Annotated in this window: 28 protein-coding genes; 27 read left to right on the top strand and 1 reads right to left on the bottom strand. The window is 67.8% G+C overall.

Annotation, left to right across the window (positions count from 1 at the left end; genetic code table 11):
- The first annotated feature begins 2 nt into the window (after positions 1-2).
- From ABN028_RS20015 to ABN028_RS19950, 14 genes are all read left to right on the top strand, one after another.
- Positions 3-3272, top strand: a complete 3270-nt coding sequence (locus ABN028_RS20015) for a phage tail protein (RefSeq protein WP_349697675.1) — start codon at positions 3-5, stop codon at positions 3270-3272.
- Between the two features lie 10 nt (positions 3273-3282).
- Positions 3283-3834, top strand: coding sequence for a hypothetical protein (locus tag ABN028_RS20010; protein WP_349697674.1), 552 nt, complete (start codon positions 3283-3285; stop codon positions 3832-3834).
- Between the two features lie 68 nt (positions 3835-3902).
- Positions 3903-4382: a hypothetical protein gene (locus ABN028_RS20005; RefSeq protein ID WP_349697673.1), complete on the top strand. Its 480-nt coding sequence runs from the start codon at positions 3903-3905 to the stop codon at positions 4380-4382.
- An 8-nt stretch (positions 4383-4390) separates the two neighbouring features.
- Positions 4391-4789 (top strand): DUF874 domain-containing protein, encoded by a 399-nt coding sequence (locus tag ABN028_RS20000; protein ID WP_349697672.1) that lies wholly within the window; start codon positions 4391-4393, stop codon positions 4787-4789.
- Positions 4786-5673 carry a hypothetical protein gene (locus ABN028_RS19995; RefSeq protein WP_349697671.1) on the top strand — a complete coding sequence of 296 codons (888 nt, stop codon included), beginning with the start codon at positions 4786-4788 and terminating at the stop codon, positions 5671-5673. The genes ABN028_RS20000 and ABN028_RS19995 overlap by 4 nt, the downstream gene beginning before the upstream one ends.
- Positions 5670-5822, top strand: coding sequence for a hypothetical protein (locus tag ABN028_RS19990; protein WP_349697670.1), 153 nt, complete (start codon positions 5670-5672; stop codon positions 5820-5822). The genes ABN028_RS19995 and ABN028_RS19990 overlap by 4 nt, the downstream gene beginning before the upstream one ends.
- Positions 5822-6814 (top strand): peptidoglycan-binding protein, encoded by a 993-nt coding sequence (locus tag ABN028_RS19985; protein WP_349697669.1) that lies wholly within the window; start codon positions 5822-5824, stop codon positions 6812-6814. The genes ABN028_RS19990 and ABN028_RS19985 overlap by 1 nt, the downstream gene beginning before the upstream one ends.
- A 516-nt stretch (positions 6815-7330) precedes the next feature.
- A complete protein-coding gene (locus ABN028_RS19980; RefSeq protein ID WP_349697668.1) occupies positions 7331-7960 on the top strand; it encodes an AAA family ATPase in 630 nt (209 codons plus the stop codon).
- A complete protein-coding gene (locus ABN028_RS19975; RefSeq protein WP_349697667.1) occupies positions 7957-8748 on the top strand; it encodes a hypothetical protein in 792 nt (263 codons plus the stop codon). The genes ABN028_RS19980 and ABN028_RS19975 overlap by 4 nt, the downstream gene beginning before the upstream one ends.
- A 146-nt stretch (positions 8749-8894) precedes the next feature.
- The gene (locus tag ABN028_RS19970) at positions 8895-9299 is read left to right on the top strand and encodes a hypothetical protein (protein WP_349697666.1); all 405 of its coding nucleotides are present in this window, start codon (positions 8895-8897) and stop codon (positions 9297-9299) included.
- A complete protein-coding gene (locus ABN028_RS19965) occupies positions 9292-9831 on the top strand; it encodes a hypothetical protein (protein ID WP_349697665.1) in 540 nt (179 codons plus the stop codon). Before ABN028_RS19970 ends, ABN028_RS19965 begins: the two co-directional genes overlap by 8 nt.
- 861 nt (positions 9832-10692) lie before the next feature.
- Positions 10693-11340 (top strand): hypothetical protein, encoded by a 648-nt coding sequence (locus ABN028_RS19960; RefSeq protein WP_349697664.1) that lies wholly within the window; start codon positions 10693-10695, stop codon positions 11338-11340.
- Positions 11341-11469: 129 nt separating this feature from the next.
- Complete coding sequence (locus ABN028_RS19955; RefSeq protein ID WP_349697663.1) at positions 11470-13095, top strand: DEAD/DEAH box helicase family protein; 1626 nt, start codon at positions 11470-11472, stop codon at positions 13093-13095.
- A gap of 104 nt (positions 13096-13199) precedes the next feature.
- Entirely contained in the window at positions 13200-13565 is a 366-nt protein-coding gene (locus ABN028_RS19950) for a hypothetical protein (protein ID WP_349697662.1), read from the top strand.
- A gap of 126 nt (positions 13566-13691) precedes the next feature.
- On the opposite strand, the gene ABN028_RS19945 is transcribed toward ABN028_RS19950, so the two are convergent.
- A complete protein-coding gene (locus ABN028_RS19945) occupies positions 13692-14168 on the bottom strand; it encodes a hypothetical protein (RefSeq protein ID WP_349697661.1) in 477 nt (158 codons plus the stop codon).
- A 290-nt stretch (positions 14169-14458) separates the two neighbouring features.
- Between ABN028_RS19945 and ABN028_RS19940 the strand changes: the two genes are divergently transcribed.
- From ABN028_RS19940 to ABN028_RS19880, 13 genes are all read left to right on the top strand, one after another.
- The gene (locus ABN028_RS19940; RefSeq protein WP_349697660.1) at positions 14459-15034 is read left to right on the top strand and encodes a hypothetical protein; all 576 of its coding nucleotides are present in this window, start codon (positions 14459-14461) and stop codon (positions 15032-15034) included.
- Between the two features lie 191 nt (positions 15035-15225).
- Entirely contained in the window at positions 15226-15585 is a 360-nt protein-coding gene (locus ABN028_RS19935; RefSeq protein WP_349697659.1) for a hypothetical protein, read from the top strand.
- Positions 15582-16718: a hypothetical protein gene (locus tag ABN028_RS19930; protein WP_349697658.1), complete on the top strand. Its 1137-nt coding sequence runs from the start codon at positions 15582-15584 to the stop codon at positions 16716-16718. The genes ABN028_RS19935 and ABN028_RS19930 overlap by 4 nt, the downstream gene beginning before the upstream one ends.
- An 88-nt stretch (positions 16719-16806) precedes the next feature.
- On the top strand, positions 16807-17775 hold the full coding sequence (locus ABN028_RS19925) for a P-loop NTPase family protein (protein ID WP_349697657.1): 969 nt from the start codon (positions 16807-16809) through the stop codon (positions 17773-17775).
- A gap of 281 nt (positions 17776-18056) precedes the next feature.
- Entirely contained in the window at positions 18057-18299 is a 243-nt protein-coding gene (locus ABN028_RS19920; protein WP_349697656.1) for a hypothetical protein, read from the top strand.
- A 3-nt stretch (positions 18300-18302) separates the two neighbouring features.
- A complete protein-coding gene (locus tag ABN028_RS19915; RefSeq protein WP_349697655.1) occupies positions 18303-18602 on the top strand; it encodes a hypothetical protein in 300 nt (99 codons plus the stop codon).
- A gap of 218 nt (positions 18603-18820) precedes the next feature.
- Entirely contained in the window at positions 18821-19150 is a 330-nt protein-coding gene (locus tag ABN028_RS19910) for a hypothetical protein (protein WP_349697654.1), read from the top strand.
- A 19-nt stretch (positions 19151-19169) separates the two neighbouring features.
- A complete protein-coding gene (locus ABN028_RS19905) occupies positions 19170-19592 on the top strand; it encodes a hypothetical protein (RefSeq protein ID WP_349697653.1) in 423 nt (140 codons plus the stop codon).
- Positions 19593-19597: 5 nt separating this feature from the next.
- Positions 19598-20611: a hypothetical protein gene (locus ABN028_RS19900; RefSeq protein WP_349697652.1), complete on the top strand. Its 1014-nt coding sequence runs from the start codon at positions 19598-19600 to the stop codon at positions 20609-20611.
- Positions 20612-20683: 72 nt separating this feature from the next.
- Positions 20684-22888 carry a zonular occludens toxin domain-containing protein gene (locus ABN028_RS19895; protein ID WP_349697651.1) on the top strand — a complete coding sequence of 735 codons (2205 nt, stop codon included), beginning with the start codon at positions 20684-20686 and terminating at the stop codon, positions 22886-22888.
- A 64-nt stretch (positions 22889-22952) separates the two neighbouring features.
- Positions 22953-23171, top strand: coding sequence for a hypothetical protein (locus ABN028_RS19890; RefSeq protein WP_349697650.1), 219 nt, complete (start codon positions 22953-22955; stop codon positions 23169-23171).
- Positions 23172-23313: 142 nt separating this feature from the next.
- Positions 23314-23565: a hypothetical protein gene (locus ABN028_RS19885; protein WP_349697649.1), complete on the top strand. Its 252-nt coding sequence runs from the start codon at positions 23314-23316 to the stop codon at positions 23563-23565.
- A gap of 64 nt (positions 23566-23629) precedes the next feature.
- Positions 23630-24427 (top strand): hypothetical protein, encoded by a 798-nt coding sequence (locus tag ABN028_RS19880; protein ID WP_349697648.1) that lies wholly within the window; start codon positions 23630-23632, stop codon positions 24425-24427.
- Positions 24428-24549 lie beyond the last annotated feature (122 nt).

Below are 24549 nucleotides of genomic sequence, written 5' to 3'. Positions count from 1 at the left end.
ACGTGAGCGTCCGCCTCTTCGACGAGGCTGGCAACTTCCTGTCCCACCTACCGCTGGTCGGCGAGGTGTCCATACAGGAGGTCCTCAACGAGGAAGGCGCCGGCACGCTGCGCTACTCGGCCGCCAGCCCAGGCGCCAGCCTGCTCACGAGCATCGACGACGGCCAAATCGCGGTCTCGGTCGACGGGTACGAGGTGTTCCGGTTCCTGTTCGAGGACGACGAGGACGACCCGGCGGACGCCGCCGGCCCGGCACGTGAGATCACGGTCGCCGGCCCGGGAGCACTGGCGGCACTCGCGCGGGCGGTGATCACCCCCGCTGGCGGTATCGGCGCGAAGCCGGCCATCGCCGGGTTCGTCGACGACAGCCCCGGCCACATCATGCGCACGCTCATCGGCCGCGCGAAGGCGCTCGGCTACCTGCCGAACGTGTGGACCAACTTCGACGCCGACTTCGACTCTGCCGGTCAGCCGTGGGCGAAGCAGATGGACATCATCTACGACGCCGGCAAAGACCTGCTCACGGTCGCAAAGGACCTCGCCGCCCAGGGCGTCTGCGACATCCGGATGCGTGCCGACCCGGACCAGGGCGACGGGCTGTGGCTGGACATGTGGAACCCCGGCACGGCACTCGCGACCGACAAGCCGAACGTATACCTGCGGCGGGCACACATCACGAAGGCCCCCAGGAAGCGGTCACGGAAGGAACTGCGGACCGACATCCTCGTGGTCGGCGAGGGTGGGGCGAACGTCGTCCGCCACGACCCGGAGGCACGCAGCCGCTACGGGCCACGCCTCGGCTACCTCGGCTGGGGCAACGCCACCAAGACCGCCACCCTCAACGCCGCTGGCGACAACGCCCTGGCCCTGGCGTCCCGACCGGCGGTCGGCTACGACTTCGACCTTCAACTCGATCACGACACCTGCCCACAGCCGTACAGCGACTTCAAGGTCGGCGACAAGATCCGCTCCGACTACGCCCCGACCAGCGTCGGCACCGGCTACGAGCCGCTGCGTGTGCGGCAGATGACCGTGACCCTGAACCGCGACGGCGCGGTCGACGCGAACATCGGCTGTAACGACCGGTTCCTTGAGTCGTCGCTTCGGCTGGCGAGGAAGATCGAAGGAGTCGTCCACGGCACGATCTCCAACACGGGTGTCGGCCCGCCGAACAAGCCACGCCCAGACACCGAGCCCCCCGCCGCACCGACCGGGGTCGCGCAGACCGCAGCCATCTACACCGGTCTGGACGGCCGTTCGAGCGTGCTGGCAGAGGTGACGTGGAACGCTGTCACATCCAACGCCGACGGGACCGTCTACGACGACTTCGGCAACTACCGCGTCTCCTACCGGCTACCCGACCGGTCCCAGTTCTGGGTTGGCGAGACGACCACCACCGGCCTGGACGTGGTGTTCGAAGGGTTGCCGCAGGGTCAGCGGTTCCAGGCCCGCGTCCGGGCGTTCGACGCCGCCGGCAATGCGGGCGCGTTCGGGTTCTCCCCGCTGATCACGCTGCCTGTCGACGCCGGCCCGCCACCGATCCCGTCGATGCCGCTGCTGGAGGCGCGGCTTGGCACCCTGCGGGTCACGTGGGACGGGTTCGACGAGGACGGCGCGGTCATGCCCCGCGACCTCGCCCACCTCGAAGTGCACGTCTCCCAGACACCGGATTTCACCACGTCGGCGACCACCAAGATGGACAGCATCACAGGTGCGCCAGGATCGGCGGTGCTGACCGAGCTCGACTACAACACCACCTACTACGTGCGGCTGATCGCGGTCGACAACGTCGGCAACAGGTCCCTGCCGTCGGCGGAGGCCTCCGCCGTCATCGTCCCCCTGGTCGACACCGACATCATCGGCGAGATCATCACTGGTGCGAACATCGTCCCCGGCACGATCGTCGCGTCGGACGCGATCGTCGCCAACACGATCACCGGCGGTCTCATCCAGGCACTGTCGATCCAGACAGGTCACCTTGCTGCGAATGCCGTCACGGCCGACAAAATCCAGGCCGGTTCCATCACCACGGAGAAGCTGGCGGCCAGCGCCGTCAGCGCTGACAAGATCGAAGCGGGCACGATCACAGCCGACCGGCTGCGGTTCGGTACGACGCTGAACCTGCATCCTGAGCCTTCGTTTGAAGGGGCCGGCTACCGTGCACGGTTCCCGGCCAGTGGCCCGTGGCTGTGGGAGACCAGCACCGGCTCCTACGACGGCTCGTGGCGGCTGAAGGGCACCCCCACCGGGTCGACTGCTGGGTTCATCCTCGCCGAGGTCCCCGTGACCAGGGGCGAGCGGTACTACCTGTCGGTCTTCGTGAAGACGACGGGCACCAACGGCCGGTCCCAGCTTCTCGCGGTCTGGAACGACCCCGACGGCAGCGCCCTCTCATCCTCGATCGCCGCGACCGCACAGTTCTCCGTAGGCAACAACTGGACCAAGATTGAGGGGAACGTCGTCGCACCGGCAGGCGCCGGCCAGATGTCCGTGCGGGTCGACATGTCCAACGGCGCATCCACCGGCAACTGGTACTGGGACCTGGTGGAGATCCGACCCGTCGTCGGCACCACGACAACCGGTGGGGTGTCCCGGGTGGAGGCGTCACCGCTCGGAGTGTTCATGTGGGACGCGACCGGCCGGCAGACGGTGCGGATGGACGCCCCGACCGGTGCGGTTTCCGTCGTCGGCGAGATGAGCACCGGCATCTACCCCGCCCGTCGGCTGGTGATGAACCCGGGAAACACCGGTTTCGCAGAGATGCGGTTCTACCCGACCGACGAGAACACAAGGTATGCGTTCATCAACTCCTACGACGGTGTGCTGGGGGCACCGGCGCTCGGTTTGAATGGGTCGGTCCTCGGCGACGGCGACGGCATGACCGTTCTGCTCGCGGACGACCGGTGGCAGATCGGCCGGGTGAACCGTACGAGCCTCGAACCCGCCGGGTCGTTCATGCGCGGCTACCGCGACGAGTTCCATTTGGTGGGAGATATCGCCCGCTGGCCGCACTGGTCGAACCAGATGATGTGGGGCGGGCTGGAGCCCCACCAGGTGAACACGACCGGGTTCGTCGTCGGCTATGGGCGAACCATGGCCGCGCCGGTCCCGGCGGTCCTCACGATGCCGTTCCGCGGCCAAATCGACCACGTGAACTGGCTGATCACCGCCCGGTCCTCGACTAGCTTCACCTGCTCTGTCACCAACACGGACGGGTCGATCGTCAGCGTCAACTACACGTTCTCGTGGCTCGCCTTCCGGCCGTTCACGTAGGAGGTCGACAGTGGTCAAGGTGCTGGATGCTGAGCAGGTCGTTGTCGCTGGGGTGAACTGCTGGCGGCTCCTGCTCGACACCGACCGGGGCGTGTTCACCTACCTGTTCCCGGCGTACACGTTCGAGGCCCGCGCAGCCGAGTACGGCATCGACGACCAGGACGAGCTGCTGGAGATGGTGCTGCTCGAGTGGCTCGACACAGACGACGAGGCCGAGCCGATCGACCCGTACTCGGAGGTCGAGCCCGCCGCGAGGCAGAAGAAGCGCGGCAGGATCGCTGCGGTCCGGCGACGCCACGAGGTGTCGTTTGACGTGCACAAGTCCAAGGGCGACATGCAGGCGTTCCTGCGGTCCAAGATGCGGGTCGATGCCGAGAACGTGGATGTCCTGCGTGACGAGGTGGTGAAAGTTCGGGCGGTCACGACGGCGCGGCAGGCGAAGGCGAAGGCGATGCGTGCGGCGGCCGCTTCGTCCGCGCCGATGGATGACGCCGGAGGCGCGCTAGCGGCAGCGAAGGAAGCCAGGCTGCACCGTGAACGCGCCGCGGCTCAGGACGTCTAGCCCGCGACGTAAGCCGTCCAAGTCGGACACCGTGCCTTCCGCGGTGGGGTTCGCGGAGGAGGGTCGGCTTGGCCACGCATGGCATTAGTGGGTGGGCGCGTCGACCCTCCATCCCCACCCGGGGCTGGCGGGTGCTCCTTGCAACCAAGCTGTCCGACCCGGGCATGCCCTCGTGGGCGACCCGCTTCCTTGCTTGGCTGCTGGCTTTGGTCGCCGCAACCAGGGGCCTGGACTATGTTCTCGGCGATCCTGTTGGCGGTCCGGCGCTGCGCTACGTCGTGGCACTGGCGCCCCTGGATATGTGGGGGCTCGCCTTCCTCGTCGCCGGGACACTCCTCGGCGCCGGTCTCTCGCTGCAGCGCCACATCGCCGTCTGGATCGGTCACGGCCTCCTCGGCATCGTCTATCTGACCCTGGCCATCGCACTCGGCCAGGCCGCCGCGAGCCTCGGGGACGGGTGGCGCGGCACGGGCACGTTCCTGACTCTCTCGGCTCTGCATCTGCTGCGGGTGCTGCTGCTCCGGCCCATCCCGCGGCGGCAGGAGTGATCGGGCTGATGACCGCCCTGACTGCTGCGGTCGCCCCCACAGTGCCCACCACGGATGCGCTGCTCGCCCCCTCTGCCGGACTCGTCACAGCTGCAGGCATCGCGCTGTACGCCGTCCGCACTTGGAAGGAGGGCCGGCAGATCGACCTGGAGGGCGAGAAGCGTCGCCGCGAGGACGCGGAGAAGCGGGCCGAAGCGGCGGAGAAGGAGAAAGCCAACGAGATCGCCACGCTCCGCTCCGAGCTGGAGCGTGTGCGGCAGGAGGTTCAACAGCTTCGGGAGCAGCGTGACGCAGACCTCAACCAACTCCGCGTCCGCCGCGAGTCCGACCTTCGCGAGAACTACCGGCTTCGGGAGCTTCTGGCAGCGCACGGGATCGACCCTGATGAGAAGAAGGCGGCGCCATGAGTCCCCGTCGGATCCGTGAGCGGCTGCGGCCTGCCACCTGGAAGATCACTGCGACCGCGGTCGCCGCTGTGGCGGTCGCTGTCGCATCCCTCGGCTATGGCGTGGCCCGGATCTACACGCAGGTCGAGGACTTGCAGTCCGCGAACGTGCGACTCGAGGACCGGGCCGACCGTGCCGACGCGGCCCGCGACAAGCAGGCGGTGGCGGCGGAGCAGCTGTCCGAGCAGGTCCGCGCGCTCGGTGCGGAGCCGGTTGTCACTCCTGCCCCTGCCCCACCTCCGCCGCGCTCCGGAGGGGTGAGTGCGGCGGAGGTTCGTTCGATTGTCGCCGACGAGCTCGACGATCGGCGGCTGGAACTGACGCCCGCGCAGATCGCGAGTGTGGCGCGGGTCGCCGCTTCCCAGGTGCCGAGGCCAAGGGACGGGTCGACGCCGACTGCGGCGGACATCCGGCCAGTGGTCCGGGATGTGGTCGCGGCGGTCTGCTCCGGCGATGCGTGCCGCGGGGCGAAGGGCGACCAGGGAGACCGTGGTGAGGCGGGTGAGCCGGGTGAGCCGGGCCGGCCGGGTGAGCCCGGGGACACCGGTCCGCCGGGCCCGGGTCCCACGGATGAGCAGATCGACGCCCGGCTGGCGGCGTACTGCGCCGAGCGCGGCGGCTGCCAGGGTCCGCCCGGCCCTGCCGGCGAAGACGGCGCGGACGGCGCGGACGGCGCGGACGGTCGGGACGGTCGGGATGGACGCGGCATCCAGAGCGGCCCCGACTTCGTGCGCGACGAGTCCGGCAACTGCGTCGCACGCACCACCTACACCGACGGCACCACCTACGAATCCGATGCGGGCGAGGCCGCCTGCCTCCTTATGAGAGGAACCACCGCGCAATGACCGACGAACCCACAACCCAGCCGGACGACCTGTCCGGTGTCGAGCCGGACGAGGAGGAGTACGAGCTCGACCCGGGCAGCGAACCCGGCGGCATCCTCCCCCACCCGGGCGACGACGGCGACGACGCCCACGACCACGGGGAGCCGTGATGGCGCGCAGAGTGAAGCTGCAGACCAGCCTCGGCGACACCCGCAACCACACAAAGCAGGTGTTCGAGGAACTGGCCGCCAAGTACGAGATCCACTTCGCCTGGGGCAACGGCCCGACTGGGCACCACGCCGCCGGCCGCGCCCTGGACGTCATGTCGTACTCCCTCGGCGGAGGCGTCAACAACCCTGGCGCGATCCGGAAGGGCTGGTGCAAGAACGTCGCACTGTACGTGTGGGCGAACCGGGAGCGCCTCGGCGTCGAGTACGTGATCTACGACCAGCTCATCCAGTCGATCAACCCGTCCGGCTACGCCTACGGCAAGTGGACGGCGTACCCGGGGGTTTCGCACGCCAACCACGTGCACATCTCGTTCAAGGCCAGCCCGCCCGCATACAAGCCACCAGCCAAGGCGCCGAAGCTGTCGCTTCCGGCCAGCGAGCGGCATGTGCCGTTCCCTGGCGCGTCGTGGTTCCGGTCCGAGCCGAGCAACTCGGTGGTCACGGCGATGGGCAAACGACTCGTCGCGGAGGGCTGCGGACGGTACAAGTCCGGGCCTGGACCGCAGTGGACGGACGTCGACAAGGCTTCGTACGCGGCGTGGCAGCGCAAGCTCGGATACACCGGAGGAGACGCGAACGGCTGGCCGGGTGAGGCGTCATGGGAGCGGTTGAAGGTGCCGAACCCGAAGTACACGGCGCCATCCAAACCCAAGCCGGACCCCAATCCGGCACCCAAACCTGAGCCGAAGCCAGACCCCGAACCGGAGCCTGATCCGGTGCCGGTGCCAGGAGACGCCATGGGGTTCGGACCCCTCCCCCAGTACTACGTCGAGGGCGACCCGGCCCGCTACGTCGTCCTCTGGACGGGCGCGGTCTGGATCCCGAACCCAGAGATCAGGAACCGGCTCATCGCTCAGGGGATGCTCTCTGGCGAGCAGATCGCGGTCAGCCAGGCGGAACTCGACGCGCTGCTTGCGGGCCGCGACCGCTGATCCACCGGCCCGTCCGTGCGGCCACCCGAACGCACGGACGGACACCACAGCGCCCAATCGGCCGTCCAGCCGGTCGAACGGTCTGACAGCCGGCGGCGCCCACATGCGGTGAACCGATGAGTCGGCGGCCCGGACCCTGCATGGCTCATCGGTTCACCTTCACACCCGACCACTCGCGCGACCGGTCGGCCAGCCGTCCGCACACCAGCGGCCACAGCCGGTGCCTCACCCGCCCGTGTGCCCGGTCGAACCTCCACCCGGCGGCTCGCCGGTCCGAACGCTCGAACGATCGAACGGTCGCACACTCGAACGCTCGCCCGGTCGAACAAACAACCGGACCCCGGACCACTCCCTCACCCACCCAGCCGGCGGCAGGCACGGCCGGCCCCTACACCATGCGCTCCCTCGATCGGCGGAGCGCGTGTACGTTATTCGCCGTGTCGGCTCGAACTGACGCACAAACCGTGGGACAGTCGCCGGCACAACGTCTGGGGAACGCGTTCGAGGGGAGTAGGGGTGCGCATCACATTCGGAGGGTTGAAGGGCGGGATCTCCAAGTCCACGTCCGCCGTACACATAGCGATCGGGCTGGCCGCCCGGGGAGAGCGGGTGCTCCTGGTCGACGCCGACCCGCAAGCCGCGACCGTTCTGGACTGGTCGACGTCTGCCGGTGACTCATGGCCCGACGCGATCGTCGTAGTGCCGTGGCCGGTCTCCGACCTCGCGAAGAAGGTCAGCGCGATCGCGGGCGACTTCGACAGCATCATCATCGACACCGGAGGGGAGTCCGACACGCTCCTCGCCCAAGCGCTGCTGGTCACCGACGAGCTCGTCATCCCGTCAGGCACGACGCTCGCCGAGATCCGGCGGCTGCCTGCGACGTTCCAGCTTGCCGCGAACATCGAACTGATGAAGCAGACGCCGCTGTCGGCACGGATCCTGCTGACCAAGGTCCGGGCCGGGACCCGTTCTTCGGCGGATGCGCGGCAGCTGCTCGAGTCCGAAGGCTTCCCGATCATGGAGGCCGAGATCCCGCTGAGGGAGCGGTACAGCCAGGCGTTCGGGACTGTCCCGCCGAACATCGGCGAATACCGCGCGGCTTTGGACGAGCTCCTCGCCCAGGATGAGGCGGAGGTGCCGGCATGACACCGAAGCGGAAGGCGAGCCCATCGTCGATGCTGCGGATGGGCCTGTCGGGGGCGCCGAGGGCTGCGGCTGTGGTTCCCGCGCCGATCACGGAGGACGAGCCCGCCGCTGTAGAGGCGCCGGAGCCGTCCACTGAGGTCGTTAAGGAAGCACCGGCTGAGCCTGAGCCGCGAGTCGAGCCGGCCGCCACACTGCAGGCCGTCCCAGACCGCCCCGCCGAGCCCGAGCCCGAGGTGAAGCCGGCGAGATCGGAGCCAGCGAAGCGGCGGCCGCGGGCCGGCAAGAAACTCACCCCGAAGGCCGCCCTCCAAGCTGTCCTCGACTCCAGCGACTCTGCGTCGGACTCCCCGCAGGAGTGGGAGAACGCGCCGATACGCCTCCGCCCAGACCTCAAGCGGCGGCTCGACCGCAGGCTCGCAGCCGACCAGAAGGCGCACCGTGACCGGAAGCTCGCGCTAGCGCACTACTACAACGCGGCGTTCCTCCACGTCCCGGACGACGTCGACGCCGTCCTGGCCATGGCGCAAGATCACATCAAGTCGCTCCGCGCGAACGCCACCGCACTCAAGCCAGTCGGGTCGGGCACAAGACTGCACCGCGACGTCGCAGAGAAGATGGGCGACCTGCCTAACGCGCTGAGGGCGGCAGAGTCCGGGCGGCATGGCCTGCTCGTGCACGTACAGTGCCGCGCCATTGAGCAACTACTCGACGCCCTGGACGCGGCTGACGCAGCGGAGGTCGGCGCCGGGCAAGAGGCGGCGCCTGAAGAGTCTGAAAGCGACGTGTAGCCAAAACGCCGCTGCCGGCGTTAGTCCGAACCAAAGGAAACATGATCCACTCGGACTGACGGAGGCGGTTAGGAATGGCAGCGAGGCGACGCGGACCTAGAACCAAGTACGCAGACCCTGCTGATGCGGTCGCTCGGGCGCAGGAGATGACGCCTGCGCAGAAGTTCTGCCTGCTTGTGATGAATGGCCGCCACCCGTTCAAGCCCAAGACGACATGGGTAGACCGTCTCACCGGCCGGACCGTCATGCGTCTGCAGTGTGACTGCGGCAGGGAGCGGACCACCTACTTCGGCGCCGAGCGGCAGCACAAGTACGGCGGCGACAAGACGTATGGGTTCAGTGGCATTGGCGGCCGCGTCGACGAGCACACTCGCGCTGAGCTCGCTGAGGCGGCCCTGCTGGAGACTGTCGAAGCGCTGCCCTATGAGGCCGGGCCAGATGCTGCCCCGACACCGATCAGTAAGGCAAGGCGCCGGCGCAGGTCCAGCTCGAGCAGCAGCAAGCCAAAGCCGCAACAGGCTCGGGCCAAGAAGGCGGCCAACGATGGCTGAGAGGATGCAGACCGACTGCGACCCTCACCTGGCCGAGGGCGAGCAGCATGACGGCGACAGCTACCGGATGAGTCTGGCGGTGCTTCAAGACGGCAAGTGGGTCGATCTGGTTCCGCCGGGATCTATCGTCGACCTCTGCCCCACTGAACGCGGCGTCAGCTTGAAGCGGCCGGTCGACCTGTGGCAGGAGTTCCACCGGCCCGACCAGACCGGAGCCCCTACTACATCGCGGAAGCGAGGCGGCCAGTCGAATGGCCACCCCTGCCGGGTGAGCGGCTGCGGTTACGGCCCGTTCGCCCACCTGTCGTCTAGGCGCAAGCACGAGCGCGACCATCATGGGATAGGGCCCACCACCCCGGTGGAGCAGTCCGCCGCGGATCCTCCCCCACTGCGGGACACCTGGCCGCAGCAGTGCGGGATCAAGGAAGCCGACGGGAGCGTCTGCCGTCAGGTGATCAAGAACCCGCAGGGCATGGGCCGGCACAGGTCGACTAAGCACGGGATCCCGGGGACCTCGCGGCGAGGTTCCTAGCGTTCGACCGTTCGACCGTTCGAGCCATCGTTCGGCCGTTCGAGTGGATCGACGGCGCGACGCAAGCCCTGCTGATCGGCCACCCTTCACGGCGATTCACCCACCCAACCGTGAAGGGGCTCAGCCTGTGTCCGTCATCCTCAACGACACCGCCTCTTGGGGTTTGATCCTCGGCGTGGCGCTGCCTCTGGTCACGTCACTTGTGCAGCGGCCGAGTTGGTCGCCAACTGCGCGGCGGGTCGTGTCGGTCGCTGCGGCCCTTGTCGTCGGGCTGCTGACCACGCTCGCCGGAGGAGACTTCACTCGCGGTGGGACAATGCTTGCGACAATCGCCGCAGTGCTGGTTGCTTCGCAAGCTAGCTATGGGCTGATTTGGAAGCCGACCGGCGTGCCTGCAAGGCTCGAGTCTGCATCGAGCCGCGTCGCAGGGTCTGGTCGGCACCGGGCCAAAGCGGCTGAGACGAGGCCTAACGTGGCCGAACGTGATGATCTTAACCAGCCTTGACACGCGCATGCAGTGCACGTAGTTAGGTGCTAGCACGTATCATCTGTGCTGCTGTAGTGGCCGTGGTGACCGCCAGCAGGTAGGCCAGGGCGGTTGATATGCACCTCATTGTGGTGGGTGCGGCACCTGGTAAGCCGAGTCAGCCGGTCCGAACTTCATCGGGTGCGCCGGGGCTGGGTAGCGGATTCGCTCCCGCGATGATCTGGCCCGCGGAGCCACGGCCACGCAGCCTCAGTCAAGCGGCCAAGTCTTGATCCCGTATTGGATACCACTACCCTTCTAGACTCCATTGAGAGCAGCACGTAGCGCGCACACACTGCCCGCTACTTGATTCAGAGGGCAGAGGAGCGACTGCCGTGGAGCCCCGCATCAACTCAAGAGCCAGCCGGCCCAAGCGGGCCGAGGTGGTGGACCGCGAGAACACTCCAGCGGTCCAAGCGCGGATCACGCAACTCAAAGACTTGCCTGATGACGACTTCATTAGGGCAGTGCGCGACTTCCTTCGCCGCCCTGACGACGATGAGGCAGCGGCGCTCCGCTCTGACGCCATCGTGCAGCGCACCCATTGGGCGATCCTCTACCTGCGCGACAACGTGAGGACAAGCCTCGAACACGAGGCTGAGGGCAGCGACCGCAAGCGAGGCATGGAGCTGCTTCGCAACGCGATTAGGCGCGAGGAGCGCCTGACGCTGCTAAGAGTCAATGGCCTCAGAGCCAAGACTGGCCAGATGCCCATGGCGCCGAACCCACGCGGCCGCGCCATGCGAAGGCTTGCAGCGGAGTATCCAGTCGAGTTCTTGAAGCTGCTGCGCGAGGAGCAGGCACTAGACGATCTGCGTAAGAAGCTGCAGCGGCACCGGTCCAAAGCGCTGAGGTCCAGCTGGGACCGGGGGACGGTTGCAGCGGTGATCGAAGACATGGAGAGTCGCAGGGTCAACCCGCCGACTTGGAGTCAGTTTGAGCGTGCTTTGAAGGACATGAAGCGGTCTGGTCGGAGTAGTTGAACCTGCGCGATTCGAGTCGCACCACGGGCCCTAAATATGTATACTTGCTGTCGACGCGCCGCTAGGTAGAGCGGCAGGCAAGATGCAGTCCGGCAGAGCGACCGGACCACCGCAGACAGGAAGGGCCCCATGCCTAACCCCATCCCCGCGCAGCGCACCACCCGCAAGCCCACCGGCAAGCCGCCATGGCCGTTCGTGATCCTCGCCGGCAAGGAGAAGTCCGGAAAGACCTGGCTTCTCGCAGAGTTCACCGGCGCCTCGTACCTCGGCCGCAAGTTCTGGTTCGAGCTCGGCGAGGACGGCGAGGCAGACCGCTACGGGGCGTTGCCCGAGGCCGACTTCGAGATCGTCGAACACAACGGGTCCTACCGCGACTTGCTCGACGGGCTTCGCTGGGCCGTTGCCCAGCCCCGCGAGACGGGGAAGCCGAACCTGATCATCTTCGACTCCGCGACCATCCTGTGGGACCTGCTGACCGACGAGCAGCAGGCACTGTCGAACCGGCGCGCCAAGTTCCGCGCCTCGAAGGGCCGGGGCCAGTTCGACCCCGACAAGGCCTACACGATCACCAGCGAGCAGTGGAACGCGGCCAAGAAGCGCTGGAAGGACGTCATCGACCTGTTCAAGCGCCACGACGGTCCGGTGGTCGCCACGACCAGGTTCGAGAAGGTCATGGTCGTCGACGACGGCGGGAACCCGACCAAGGACACGCAGTGGAAGGTCAAGGCCGAGAAGAACCTCCCGTATGAGGGCGACGTCATCGTTGAGATGCCGGAGTTCCGGATGGCGTACATCACCGGGGCGAGGTCGGTTCCGCCGATCCCGGACATGAAGCCGGGCGAGCACAAGCACATCCCCGACTTCACCCTCGATGGCCTGATGCGACTCCTCAACGTGGTCGGTGAGGGCCAGACGCAGCCGCGGGCGATCGTCCGACCGAACGCTGCCGCCTACCTCGATGAGTACGACGAGGAGATGCGCCGGGCGGCCGAGGCGGAAGAGGCCCGCGAGAGCTTCGAGAACGCCGAGCCGCGCCCCGCTGCCCCCGCCAATCGCCACCTGCCCGACGCCGCGATCGTGGGGCAAGAGATCAACGCCGCGTACGGGTGGAACGGCGCACCGGACGAGAAGCGGCAGAAGCTCAAGGAGGTCGCCAACCGGTACGGGCGCAGCATCCTGGACCTGACGCCCTACACGTCGCCGCAGGGGGCACAGATGACCGCGTCCGAGGCGGTCGACAAGCTCTTGGCCATTGTCGCCGCGTTGGAGGCCGAAGCTACGAAGCCGGCAGACGCGCAGCCGGAGGAACCTACGCCGGCGGAGAGTGAGCCGGCTGAGTGGCCGGAAGTCGCGAAGCCGCCGACGGACCCGCACCCGGCGAAGGTCGCCGAGGATGCGCGGCAGGAGCGGTACGCCGCGAACAGCCCGAAGGAGAAGCAGCTGGCCCTGCTCGTCGCGGAGCTGGACTTCCAGGCCGAGGTGTTCAAGGAGACGCGCGACACGTGGCTGATGGAGCTGCTCGCGCAGGAGCGGAAGGAGTCGCCGAGGGACATCCCGCTTGAGGCGCTCAAGACGTACATCCGGGAGAAGCGCGCGCTGGTGATCGACGCGCTGCGCGACGCGGGGCGCGCGACGGTCGCTGACCGGTACGCCGGAGAGGGCACCAAGGCGCCGATCAACGTCGCGGCGATGCTGCGCGACGCGGAGGAGGAAGGCGCGCACGAGCCGCAGGCGCAGGCCGCGAACGCCGGATAGTCGGCGCGCACGACAGGCAGGAGAGGGGCGGTCCCAGACGGGGCCGCCCCTCTCTGCGCGCAAAGGTGACGCACTGTGTGCGCGCGGCCGCTTACGATTGCGGTATGCGCACGCTCATTCAGATGCCGCGCGACGTCATGTCCGACCGGGGCTGGCGCGCCGCGCTGGTGCTGTTGTGTGAGCAGTTCAGCCGCGACGCCGAGGTCTGGATGTTCGTGGACGTCGGGGAGCGGATCCGCTGGCGGGAACTTCTCGAGCTGCCGCACCTCACTCCCCACGACCGGGTGATGCTGGCGTACGCCGCCGGCCTGGTCCACCCCGAGGACAGCCCCCGTATCGAAGTGTCTGACCTGGTGACGCTGCCCGACCGTCAACTTCGGTCGGTGCTCGACTCGACCGCGATCTTCCGCGCCCGCTGCCTGCCGATCTGGGATGACGAGCCGGTCCGGCCGGTGCGGCGCGTCGGCTGACGTCAGACATGTCGAAGGGGCCGAACCCGCTTGTGCGGGTCCGACCCCTCGGACGAAAGTTCAGGCAACCAACCTGATGTGGCGACTCTATGCGGCCACGCGCCCCACTGCTGCAGGACACGCCGGCTACGACCCCGTGTCGTCGAGCAGTCGGGTGACCGGCCGGTCGTCGACGTCGTCCCACGGCTCGGCGTGACGCCGCCACCACGCATCCAGCGACTCGGCGGTCCCTCGCGGGTCCTGGTCGTGCAGAAGCCCCACAGCGTGATCACCAAACAACGCGACGTTCATCCGGTCGACCGGCTGACCCTCGGACCACATGCGGGCCGTCTTCTCGTACCGGGCACGGGTCTCCTCGACGGTGAGCGCCAGGGCGTCGGCAACCTGCTCCCAGGTGGCGCCCTCGGCGAGCTCGACCAGCACCGCCCGGTCGAGAGCGGTGAGCGTCGGCATCCGCAGCTCGCGGCGCACCTTCCGGATCAACTCGCCGGGCAGCCGAGGGGACGCGACGTCGACGACCAGGCCGTGGGCGTGGTCGGCGACCTCACGTAGGCCGGTGATGAATGCGAGGCCGGCGCGGGCGGCAGGGTCTGCCTTCTTCACGGTGCTCCGGTGGGTGGGGTTTGCCTGCAGTGTAAGGGCGCCATGTCGGCGGCGCGGGATATGTTGGCGCGCCACCATTCCGCGGTTCAACTTGCGGAAACCAGCCGGTATACATATCTTATGACGTGCGGGAGTAGAGCGAACCCGCAGCGACACCGGAAGCGACCGTAACCAGCAGGCCAGCCCACGACGTTAGGACTGGCAGCTTGCAACGGTGCGCCCTCGGGCCCCGCGCAACCACAAGTACCCCCGGGACGAGCGATCCGGGGCCAGGAAGGACCACAACGCACATGAGCGACCCCAACGCACTCGACCTCAACGAAATCCGCGTACAGCTGGCCTACGTCGCGATCGAGCAGATCCGGCTCGAGGGCGAGCAGAAGAAGTTCGCAGCCCTCCGCGACCAGGTGAACCGCGCCGCCGTGGCGGCGTACAAGCAGTTCGGCAGCAAGTCGTTCGCCGCCACCGACGACGACCTCGGCTCCCTCGGCACGCTCACCGTGAACGAGACCCACGACTCCGCCCGAGTCGTCGACGAGGACGCGTTCAAGGCGTGGGTGGAACGCAAGTACGAGGACGCGGGCGTCGAGTACAAGACGATCGTCCGGCCAGGGTTCGAGAAGGCGCTGATCTCCAGCGCGACGTTGGACACGAAGTCGGGCATGGCCATCGACAAGGACGGGGAGATCATCCCCGGTGTCGAGGTGAAGAAGGGCGGCGACCCGAAGACCCCGTCGCTGAGGTACGCGGACGGTGCGAAGGACCGGATCCGGGAGTTGCTCGCCGCTCGGACGGAGCAGCCGGCTCCGGTGGATCTGACCGCCGATGACACCCGGGACGCTTCGGAGCGGGAGGCCGCGGCGTGATGCGGTACTCATCCTGCATGCGGCGGGCCCGGCGTGTCATGGCCGGATCCTGCCCGGACCGGGTCTACGGTTCCCGGAGACAACTCCAAAATGAAGCGGCGGCGGGAGCGCTGCGAGCGCTGGGAACGCTCAACAGACTCAACCGCCGCCAACCGCCCTCTCGACTTCTCACCATCCCGAGGACGACACCGATGACTGTACCCGCATTGGCGGGGGCAGCGAACCGTCGCACCGCGTCGGACACGCTGCCGCTCCCCGAATCACCGATGTTCAACGCAACTCGCGCGCTCGACGCTGCGCTGAGCCACGACATCCCCGCTGCGGCCTACCGCGTGTACGCCGCGATGGTCCTCCGGATGCCCCCGGACGGCTGGTACTCCCTTGCCGAGATCGGCACGGAGGTGGGGTCGACGGCCAACAAGGTCCGCCGCCTGGTCGGTGAGCTAGCCAGGGTCGGTCTCCTCCGGAAGCGGAACGTGGTCGTCCGCAACCAGAACGGCCAGCCGAGCATCCGCTACCGCTACGCCCTCGCATGGGAGGTGGCGGTATGAGCACCTTCGAGGAACAGGACGAGGTTTTCATCGAGAAGCCGGAGGGCTTCGAGCAGATCCCGCAGAGCCTCTACCTCGACACCACGGTCAGCGACGGCGAGCTCCGCATGTACATCGTGATTTCGCACTTCGGCGGCCGCCAAGACCGGGCCATGCCAGGGAGGAAGACCCTGGCCAAGGCGATTGGGAAGGGCCCCGGCACCGTCGACGCCCGGCTCAACGGACTCGTCAAAGCCGGCTGGCTGCTGATCACTCCTCGGTGGAGAGACGGCGGCAAAGGCCAGACCTCCAACTCGTACCAGCTCCTATGGCATCCGATCCGGGAGGCGGACGACCCGCGACTCCTGAAGCACAAGCTCGCCGTGACGAAGTTCGAGCAGCAGATGGCGGCCGCGCGGAAGCGGAATGAGGGGCAGAAGACGGACGAGCCGGCAGGCGAGCCGAAGAAGACTCCGAGGCTCGTCCGGACCGCCTCGTGGCGACCCGTCTCAGAAAATCGAGAGGGGGGGTCCTCTCAGGATCCTGACACGGGGGGGTATCAGAAAACTGACAGGGGGCCCTCTCAGGAAAACCAGGACGGGGGGGTCTCAGAAAATCGAGAGGGGCCGTCTCAGGATTCCGAGACCCTATATCCACACCAAGGAGACCCAGACCTAGATAGATCCAAAGGTTCCGACTCCTCACTTCGTTCGGAGTCGGCCGGCGACGAGTCGGACGAGTCGGATGCTCTCTTCGGACCGGGGCTCAAGGCGGTCCCGGACCAGCCCAAGGCTGAGCCGGAGCCCGGCTCTGAGGAGTGGGTCAAGAAGCGCGCCACCGAAGGGGCGACCTGGTGGCACAACGAGTGCAAGAAGCGCGGCATCAAGATCATGGTCCGTGGCTCGTCGAGGCCGTTCGTCGCTCTCCGGGACAACGTGCTCAAGCCCGCATTCCGGGCCGGGTACGACGCGAAGCTGATCGCGGCCGCGTTGGAGCGGATCCAGGAGCCGCTGCCGGCGTGGAAGCACTTCGAGCGTGTCTGCCAGGAGATGGACGGAAAGCTGCAGCCCCGCTATGGCAGCGGCAGCCGCGGGACGTCGAACCTGCATGTCGATTCGCCCGAGGCGGTCGACACGAAGATCAAGTGGGCGTGACCCGATGGGCCCGGCCCAGCCCAACCCTGACCTCGGGGGCGACCCCGCCCCCGAGGCTCGCGACAAGAGCGAACGCGAGGACACCACAGTGACAGCAACCGAGACCGAGACCACCGAGCAGCGCGCGCCCGATGCTCGCACCGACGAACGGCCACTCCCGCCGATCGCCGACCCGCTGCCGGCGCGCGAGCCGCGCATGCTGGATGTGCGCGACTTCCTGACGCGCGCGCAGCAGCTCACGCCGGAAGCGCGCGCAGCGATCAAGCGCGCACTCGACAACCCGGACGCGGTCGATGCGGAGATCGACGCGCTCGACGCGCGCGCAATGGCGAGCCGTGACGCGGAGGCCCGCGCGAAGCGCTGGGAGCAGTACACGCGCATGCGGGACGCGCAGCGAACCGACTTCGCGGATTCGTCGTACGCGCGCCTCTACAAGCAGCAGCGTCCGGAAATCGTCGCGCACTGGTGGGAGCGCGGCGAGCTCGGCGACGCCGATGAGGACGGCGCCGATGAGCAAAAGTACGCGACCCTACTGCTCGCTGGCCCGTCTGGTCACGGGAAGACCGACGCAGGTCACGCGATCACGAACGAGGTCGCGGCCGCGGACCGGGACGCGCGCATCGGGACGCCCCCGGTGGTCGTGCGCGTCTGGTCGGTCGTCGACCTGCTGCGCATGCTCGCACCGCCGGACGCGCACGTACGGTACGACGAGGTGCGCTCGGCGGCGCGCGACCGCGCACTCCACGAGGCGAAGACGTGCGACCTGCTGCTTCTGGACGACCTGGGCAAGGAGCGCGAATCGGAGTGGGTGCGCGCGGTCCTGTTCGAGATCCTCGACGCGCGCGCGTCGAACAAGGCGCGCGGCCGGCGCACGGTCATCACGCTCAACTACGACGAGAACGACCCGACGCGCGCGCAGGAGGGGACTGGCGACCTGGGCGCGTTCCTCTCCAAGCGGTACGGCTCGGCGGTGTTCTCCCGGATCAAGGACGCCGCGATCCCGGTCAAGATCCAGGGCAAGGAGTTGAGGCAGATGGGGTCGTGGAACCCGATCTGACTCCGTAGACGCCGGCCCGACTTCCCCGTCCGGGGCCGGGTATCAGGAAGTAGCCCCACTGCTCAACGACGCGCGGTGGGGCTTCTTCTTTGCCATCGTCTGACAGCTAGCAGCATGTTGCATGTTGCATCCGCGCCGGATCCGTCGTAACCTCTCCTTGACTGCAACACCCGGGTATCGAGCGAGCCCGGCAGAACCACCGAAATCGGAGCAGCCCCGATGGCCCTCCATCTGCCGAGCTCGCCCACCCGGAATCCGACGGGATGGGAGACCCCCAAGGCATGGGCAAGGTCCAAGACCTCACGCTGTGGTACCGCGACAAGCGAGGCTTCGAGCACGGTCCGGTCCGAGTGACCGTCGACCCGACCAACGACGTCGCCCTCCGCGCGTTCCTGATCGACATGATCAAGGAACACGACCGGTACACCCATGACAAAGCGGTCAAAGAGATCGCAAACCACACCATGGACGTCTGCCCCCGCGGCTCCCGGACGCCCATCCGCAAGTTCCAGGCGGCGGAGTAGACCATGGCTGGCCGCCGTCGCAAACGCGCTGATGAGGACGGGGTTCTACCCCCGGAGACCTGGGTTCGGCGCGCCAACCGCCGCCGCGCCGCGGTCGACGTCGATCTCGTCACCGCCCGCGCCGGAGAACCGGTCGAACGCGTCACCGTCGCCGCGGACTTCGTACGCGGACTCATCGTCAAGGCAACCCGACACAACCGAGCCGAGGCCACCGCCGCGGCCGCCGAAGCCGAACGCGTCCTCCTGCAGGTCGGGGAGCAGCTGAGCAAGGCAGTCATCCAGACGAGAAGGAGCAGCCGATGAGCACGGCACAGGCCGTCGAACTCGACGACCAGGACAGCGACCAGCCTGTTCTGTCTGTGGTCCCGGGCAGCACCGTCGGGATCGGTCGTCCGATCGGACAGTCCGATGGTGGGTCTGTCTCCGATGCCTCGCCAACGCGGGGAACGCGCGCCCGCGCGCGAAGGGTAAGCGATCGGACCGATGGAGAGGCGGATGATCAGCCTCTCCCGCGTCGTGTCGTGTCCTGGTTCAAGGCGCACGTGACGCCTCCGGACTTCATCCGGAAGCCGCAGCCGTCGATGCTCCAGCTCCTCAACAAGGCCCGCTGGGGGGAGCAGAACCCGGTCACCGGATTCGGGCGGGTCGTCAGCGTCGCCCTCTACGGGGTGCTCTGGCCGTACGGCGTGATCCTCCGCTACCTGACCTGGGTGTTCGAGAACCCCTCTCGACTCCTCGTCCACTTCGCACTCGCGTGGCTTGCCCACCGCACCCCGTACCTCGGAAACGTCCTCGACGTAGTCGTCGCGGTCATCGCAATCCCCATCAAGTGGCTCATCTCACTCCTCTAAGGAAGGAACCGACACAGCCATGACACTCGGAGTCGCGGCGATCGCGGCCATCGCACTTGTGCTGTCCGCCATCGCCAACTGGAAAAACAAGTGGCAGAAGTGGATCCTGCCGCTCGACCTGATCGCGGGTCTCGGCCTGGCCGGGGGCATCGGAAGCGCCCTCAACCAGGCCGCTGGGGCGGTCGTGGACGCGGGCACGTCGGCGACGTCGATGATCCTCGGCGTCGGGGTGCCCGTAGTCATCGCGATCGCGCTGGGCGTGATCATCTACTTCGACATGAGGGACGGGGATCCGTCGTACCTGACGCAGGGGATGACCCTGGTCTACCCGTCCGTCTGCACGATCACTGGCGGGTTCTTCGCGGTGCTGGTCAGCTTCGGCATCGCCGGCCTCGCGATGATCGCGACCTTTGTCGGCGCTCTCCTCTCCTCGTTCGGGTGATCTGAATGACAGGTCTGGAACCGTTCATCTTCGCCGCGCTTGTCGCGACGATCGCAGCCGGGAAGGGATGGTCGGACATCCCGTTCATGCTCCGCGGCAAGACCCCTCCGTCGCATGAGTACCGGATGCAGGCGTTGCGCCAGAAGGAGCAGGCGGCAGGGCGGCGGGAGGCCGCCCGGCAGGCCAGGCGGGACAAGCCCCGCCCGGTCCGGGACTACTTCCGCGCCCTGGTCGACCACTCCGTCACCACCGCGCACCAGAGGCGGCTGACGAAGTGGGATGCGATCGACCCGGTCAAGGCCGACCGGTACCGCAAGAAGATGGCCGACCGCGCCGAGAAGCTCCGCGCCCAGCACGCCGCGAAAGAAGCCGGCGAGAAGGTCGGCCTCGGCAAGCGGCTCACCGACAACAAGGCCAAGGCGAAGGACTGGCTCGAGCGGAACAAGTTCATCGCCGAACGCGTCCCCGCGGCCGCCGGCACGGCGGTCGTAACCACCGATGACGACGACAAGGACCGGGCCAAGACCACGCCCCCCGAGTCGGCGCCTGAGCAGCCCACCGACGAAACGCCGGAGGGCAGCAACGACACCCCATCCGACAAGGCGGGAGAGAGCGAACCCGCCCCCGAGAAGGAGACCGGCGACAAGCCCGCCGCCTCCGAGGGCGACGCCGACCAGATGGCGACCGTCCACCCCATCCGCAACGAACAGAAAGAGAGCGCCAAAGTGGCTGTATCCGAAGTGGTCACTCTCGACGACGCCATCCAACTCGTCGAAGAGTGGAAGGAAGCGTGCGCGACCGGCACGACCAACCTCGAGTCCGCCGTCGCCAGCCTGCAGCAGGCGAAGGTCGGGCCTGGCTGCATCCAGGCGTTCGCGGAGGCGGCGGAAGGGCTCGAAAACCTCGTCGCCACGTTCGAGAACGCGCGGGAGAAGCTCCAGGACTCGGTCCAGGTCGCCGACCAGTACGACGCCAGCCCCGACGCTGGCGAAGGGGACTTCGTCCGCAACCGCGGATAGTCCCAGCCAACGGGCGGGGCACAACGGAGTGCCCCGCCCACCGTACGAGACACAGGAAGGACACGCCCGGCCATGTGGAAGCAGAAGAAGCCCCCGACCCGGCCGCAGTCAGCGCCGCCAAAGGGTGGCCTGCTCCCCGGCAGCCGTCGTGACCGCGAGCTGCAGGTCATGGCCGAGACAGCTGCCGCTACCGCGCTCCGGGTCGCGCAGCAGAAGGAGCGTGTCGAGGTAGAGCCGGCCGACGACGGCGGAAGCAGCCTCTGGCGGATGCGTCGCCAGCTCCGCCCGGTCTACGTCGGCGCCGGTGTCTGGGGACTCGGGTTTCTCCTCACCTGGGCGTTGCCGAAGGTGGCCGGAACCGCCTGGATGACTGACCCGGGCGTGTTCGTCGCCACGGGCACCGTCGGCGTGGTCGCCCTCCTCGTCGCGTACAAGCTGACCGTGAGGGCGTGGCGTACGCACGTGATGGCCGGAATCGTGACAGCCGTCGCCTGGCTCACCTACGTCATCACCAACGGCGGCAGCAATGCCACCGCGGACTTCGTGCTGGCGGCAGGCACCGTCGCCTGCTCTGCCCGCTGGTGGCAGCACGTGCGCACCGGCTACCCGATCTGCCCGCCGTCAAAGCCGCGGCCGATCATCAAGACCGCCGGCCCCGTCCGCCCGGACCGGGAGGACGTCATGGGCAACTGGTACGCCTACCTCTACAACCAGTCCCAGCCGATGGCGAAGGCCGAGCTCATCCCGCTCGGAGTGAACGAGACGGAGGAGTCGGTCTCGGAGTCGTACCTGATCGACGGCGTTCCCGGCGTCCACTCTGTGGAGGACGCCAACAGCAAGACCAAGTCGATCGCATCCGGCCTGCGCCGCACTATCCAGGACATCATCCTCGAGCCTGCCGGCGACGAGGACTCGTCGAACATCAAGCTGACCGTGGTCAAGAAGTCCCCGATCAAGGTGACGCAGGACTTCACCGAGGCGGGCTGGATCCAGGAGGGCAAGTACGCCTGGGTGTCGATGGCTCGGTACGCCGACGGTTTGGGAACCGTCAAGGTGCCGGTCCTCGCGCCGAACTCTGCCCGGCACATCACCCTGTTCGGTGGCCAGGGATCCGGGAAGTCCGGCATCCTCAACCAGCTGTGCGTCAGCATCTCGTCTGGGGTCCCGACCATCCGGTGGTACCTCGACGGGCAGGAGGGCGCGTCGTCGCCGCAGCTGCTCAGGCACTCCGACTGGGCGCCGACCGGCAAGGACCGGGGCAAGCTGATGCTGCGCGCCCTCAAGAAGGAGTTCCGGCGCCGCGAGCGGTACCTCAAGCGGTCCAAGCGGTCCGGCATCACGCCGAGCGAGGCGATGCCGCTGCTCCTCCTTGTCATCGACGAGTGCCACGAAATCTGGAACCGGCACATCCTGTCGGACAAGGAGATCAAGGAGTGGGGGAACCTCGTCCGGAAGGCGCGGAAACTCGCGGCCACGTTCATCGCCGCGACCCAGCACCCCAGCCTGGACTCGTTCGCCGGCTCCGACACCATCCGGTCGCTGATGCAGCAGTACACGACCCTCGTTCTGCGCACGACGTCCGGCCCGGCCAAGAACATTCTGCGGATCGCGATGAACCCGAAGGACCTGCCGGCACTGCCGGGTTACGGGTTCATCGAGTCAGGCGAGCCGGGCACGCGGCAGGCCCCGTTCCGCGCGTTCTTCCTGGACGACGAGCCGCCCGAGGACGGCGGGGAGTCGATCGCCGACCAGTGGTTCCTGAAGTTCCCAACCCGTTCGCTGCCGGACCACGCGGCCGCCGCGATCGGCCGCGAGTACGTCGACCGCAAGAAGATCGCGGCGGAGGAGTGGGAGCGTCTCCAGGACGAGAGCCACGACTTCGACGACTACGACGACGATGACGGGGACGACCTCGACGAGGACGACGAGGACTTCGAGCCGGCAACCATCTCCAGCATCGGCCCGCCGAAATTCCCGGGGCCGGTCAAGGTGCGCGTCCCGGACGGCCTGACCGACTCACAGGCCGCGATCTACAGGGCTGTCCTGATCGGCGCCACAAAGGGCGCGGCGATCATGAAGAAGGCTGGCCTGTCCAAGGGGCAGACGTACAACCTGCTCGGCCAGCTCGTCGACGCCGGCCACCTCGTCAAGCACGACGGCGAGTACCGCACCGCGGCGAGCCTCGCCGAAATCGCCGCGCTCGACCTCGGCGGAGGGATCACCGTCGGCGACTTCGCCGAAGGCTTGGCCGAGCAGGCAGCGAGCCGCACCACATAGACCCGCCTCCCACCAACCGGCTTCGAGCGAGGCCGGAAACCGCACAGGAAGGAACGACAGCACCATGACCGCAATCACCGAAACCAAGATCAGCAAGGCCGACCAGGGCCTCTTCGTCGTGGCCATGCTCGTCGGCATCGTCTTCGGCGGGATGCTCGCCGCCGGGGCGGAAGACGCGATGTCACGCCTCTTCGGCGGCATGGTCGCAGGCGCCTGCATCGTCATGGCCGGCGCCGACATCCGGAACGCGCTCCGGCAGCGCCTCGCCAACCGGGAGCAGTAGCCGCCGCACGACCATGACGGGGCGCGGTCCACCAGGGCCGCGCCCCCGTCTCAGGAGGGAGGGAACGCCGATGCTCAGGTCACTGCCGACAGGCGAGGCGCACACCGCACCTGGCAGCATGCAGCGCACTACGCTGATCCACATGCCGCAGGAGAAGTCGCCGCAGGAGACGATCAACGCCGCCGCCCAGTCAGCCCGAAAGGTCCAGGAGCTGCACGCCGCCTACCAGGCTGAGATGCGCGCCCGGCGGAACCTGGTGCGCGAGGCGTTCAAGGCGAACCCCGACATGCCGATCACCAAGCTCGCCCAGGCCGTCGGAATGTCCCTCTCCCGCGTCCGCCAACTCTGCGACGACCTGATCGCCGACCGGCAGTCCCCACCGCGCACCGACTGACCCAAACTCTTGCTACAGGTGCTGACGAGCGACAGCACTCGACCACGAGAAACGGAGAACCGCAATGAAGAAGGGTACGAGCCTCTCGGATCTGCGCATGGAGATGGTTGCGCAGGTCGGCGCCTTCGGCGCGCTCGTGATCGTCGCGGCATCCTTCATCTACTCGTTCTGGAACATCAAGTGGGTAGCTGAGCAGCTTGGCCCGGCGGAACCGCCACCGGGAACTGCCTGGCTGCCGTTCCTATTTCCGTTCATCATCGACGTGCCTGCACTCGTGGCGTCGATTCTGATCGTCGCCCTGCACGGGAAGGCGCGCATCCACCGGATCTACGCCTGGGTAGTGCTGGTCGTCTTCATTACCGCCTCGTGGGTGTGCAATGGGGTGCACGCGGTGACGTACTCGCAGATCATCGTTCGCGCGGAAGGGGAGTGGTGGTCGTACGCCCTGGTTGTGCTGATCGCAGGCTTCCCGCCGATCGGCGTGGTTCTCGGAATGCACATGTGGGCATACGCGCTGAGGCACTCCCAGGCTGCGGAAGCGCCGGTGCCAGCAAGCACGGCCAAGAAGCGCAGCCGAGCGACGAAGACCGCCGACGTCAAGCCGGCCGTCGTCGAGCTGCCCAAGGGTGACGCGGAGACCGCCGACGAGACCGAGGTGCCGGCCCCGCGCTCCGATGATCAGGCCCGTGTCCTTGCCCGCTGCGCCGAGATCCTCGCCGCGAACCCGGGCGAGAAGCCGGTTGCGGCGGACATTCACCGCGAGCTCGGTCTGACCTGCAACCGGGCCACGAGCCGGCGTTGGGTGCAGGCAGCCTGGGACAAGCACTCCGCCGAGCGCTCGGAGGAGTCCGCAGCCGCCTGACACAACCGCACAGCGAAGGCCCCGGCCATTGCGGTCGGGGCCTTCGTCGTGTCCTATGCGGCGGAGTGTGTGGTGTGGCTGGACGCCGTGCCGTAGCCGGTATACCATTTCGCTTGGGGTCC

The organism is Actinopolymorpha sp. B17G11, assembly GCF_040196095.1.
Taxonomy (GTDB): Bacteria; Actinomycetota; Actinomycetes; order Propionibacteriales; family Actinopolymorphaceae; genus Thermasporomyces.
This window is presented reverse-complemented; position numbering and strand designations above follow the sequence as displayed.

Excerpts from the sequence above, each read along its gene's own strand:
- ABN028_RS20000 (WP_349697672.1), top strand. The coding sequence starts at position 4,391 with ATGACCGCCCTGACTGCTGCGGTCGCCCCCACAGTGCCCACCACGGAT.
- ABN028_RS19995 (WP_349697671.1), top strand. The coding sequence starts at position 4,786 with ATGAGTCCCCGTCGGATCCGTGAGCGGCTGCGGCCTGCCACCTGGAAG.
- ABN028_RS19990 (WP_349697670.1), top strand. The coding sequence starts at position 5,670 with ATGACCGACGAACCCACAACCCAGCCGGACGACCTGTCCGGTGTCGAG.
- ABN028_RS19985 (WP_349697669.1), top strand. The coding sequence starts at position 5,822 with ATGGCGCGCAGAGTGAAGCTGCAGACCAGCCTCGGCGACACCCGCAAC.
- ABN028_RS19975 (WP_349697667.1), top strand. The coding sequence starts at position 7,957 with ATGACACCGAAGCGGAAGGCGAGCCCATCGTCGATGCTGCGGATGGGC.
- ABN028_RS19970 (WP_349697666.1), top strand. The coding sequence starts at position 8,895 with ATGACGCCTGCGCAGAAGTTCTGCCTGCTTGTGATGAATGGCCGCCAC.
- ABN028_RS19965 (WP_349697665.1), top strand. The coding sequence starts at position 9,292 with ATGGCTGAGAGGATGCAGACCGACTGCGACCCTCACCTGGCCGAGGGC.
- ABN028_RS19955 (WP_349697663.1), top strand. The coding sequence starts at position 11,470 with ATGCCTAACCCCATCCCCGCGCAGCGCACCACCCGCAAGCCCACCGGC.
- ABN028_RS19950 (WP_349697662.1), top strand. The coding sequence starts at position 13,200 with ATGCGCACGCTCATTCAGATGCCGCGCGACGTCATGTCCGACCGGGGC.
- ABN028_RS19940 (WP_349697660.1), top strand. The coding sequence starts at position 14,459 with ATGAGCGACCCCAACGCACTCGACCTCAACGAAATCCGCGTACAGCTG.
- ABN028_RS19935 (WP_349697659.1), top strand. The coding sequence starts at position 15,226 with ATGACTGTACCCGCATTGGCGGGGGCAGCGAACCGTCGCACCGCGTCG.
- ABN028_RS19930 (WP_349697658.1), top strand. The coding sequence starts at position 15,582 with ATGAGCACCTTCGAGGAACAGGACGAGGTTTTCATCGAGAAGCCGGAG.
- ABN028_RS19920 (WP_349697656.1), top strand. The coding sequence starts at position 18,057 with ATGGGCAAGGTCCAAGACCTCACGCTGTGGTACCGCGACAAGCGAGGC.
- ABN028_RS19915 (WP_349697655.1), top strand. The coding sequence starts at position 18,303 with ATGGCTGGCCGCCGTCGCAAACGCGCTGATGAGGACGGGGTTCTACCC.
- ABN028_RS19905 (WP_349697653.1), top strand. The coding sequence starts at position 19,170 with ATGACACTCGGAGTCGCGGCGATCGCGGCCATCGCACTTGTGCTGTCC.
- ABN028_RS19900 (WP_349697652.1), top strand. The coding sequence starts at position 19,598 with ATGACAGGTCTGGAACCGTTCATCTTCGCCGCGCTTGTCGCGACGATC.
- ABN028_RS19895 (WP_349697651.1), top strand. The coding sequence starts at position 20,684 with ATGTGGAAGCAGAAGAAGCCCCCGACCCGGCCGCAGTCAGCGCCGCCA.
- ABN028_RS19890 (WP_349697650.1), top strand. The coding sequence starts at position 22,953 with ATGACCGCAATCACCGAAACCAAGATCAGCAAGGCCGACCAGGGCCTC.
- ABN028_RS19885 (WP_349697649.1), top strand. The coding sequence starts at position 23,314 with ATGCCGCAGGAGAAGTCGCCGCAGGAGACGATCAACGCCGCCGCCCAG.
- ABN028_RS19880 (WP_349697648.1), top strand. The coding sequence starts at position 23,630 with ATGAAGAAGGGTACGAGCCTCTCGGATCTGCGCATGGAGATGGTTGCG.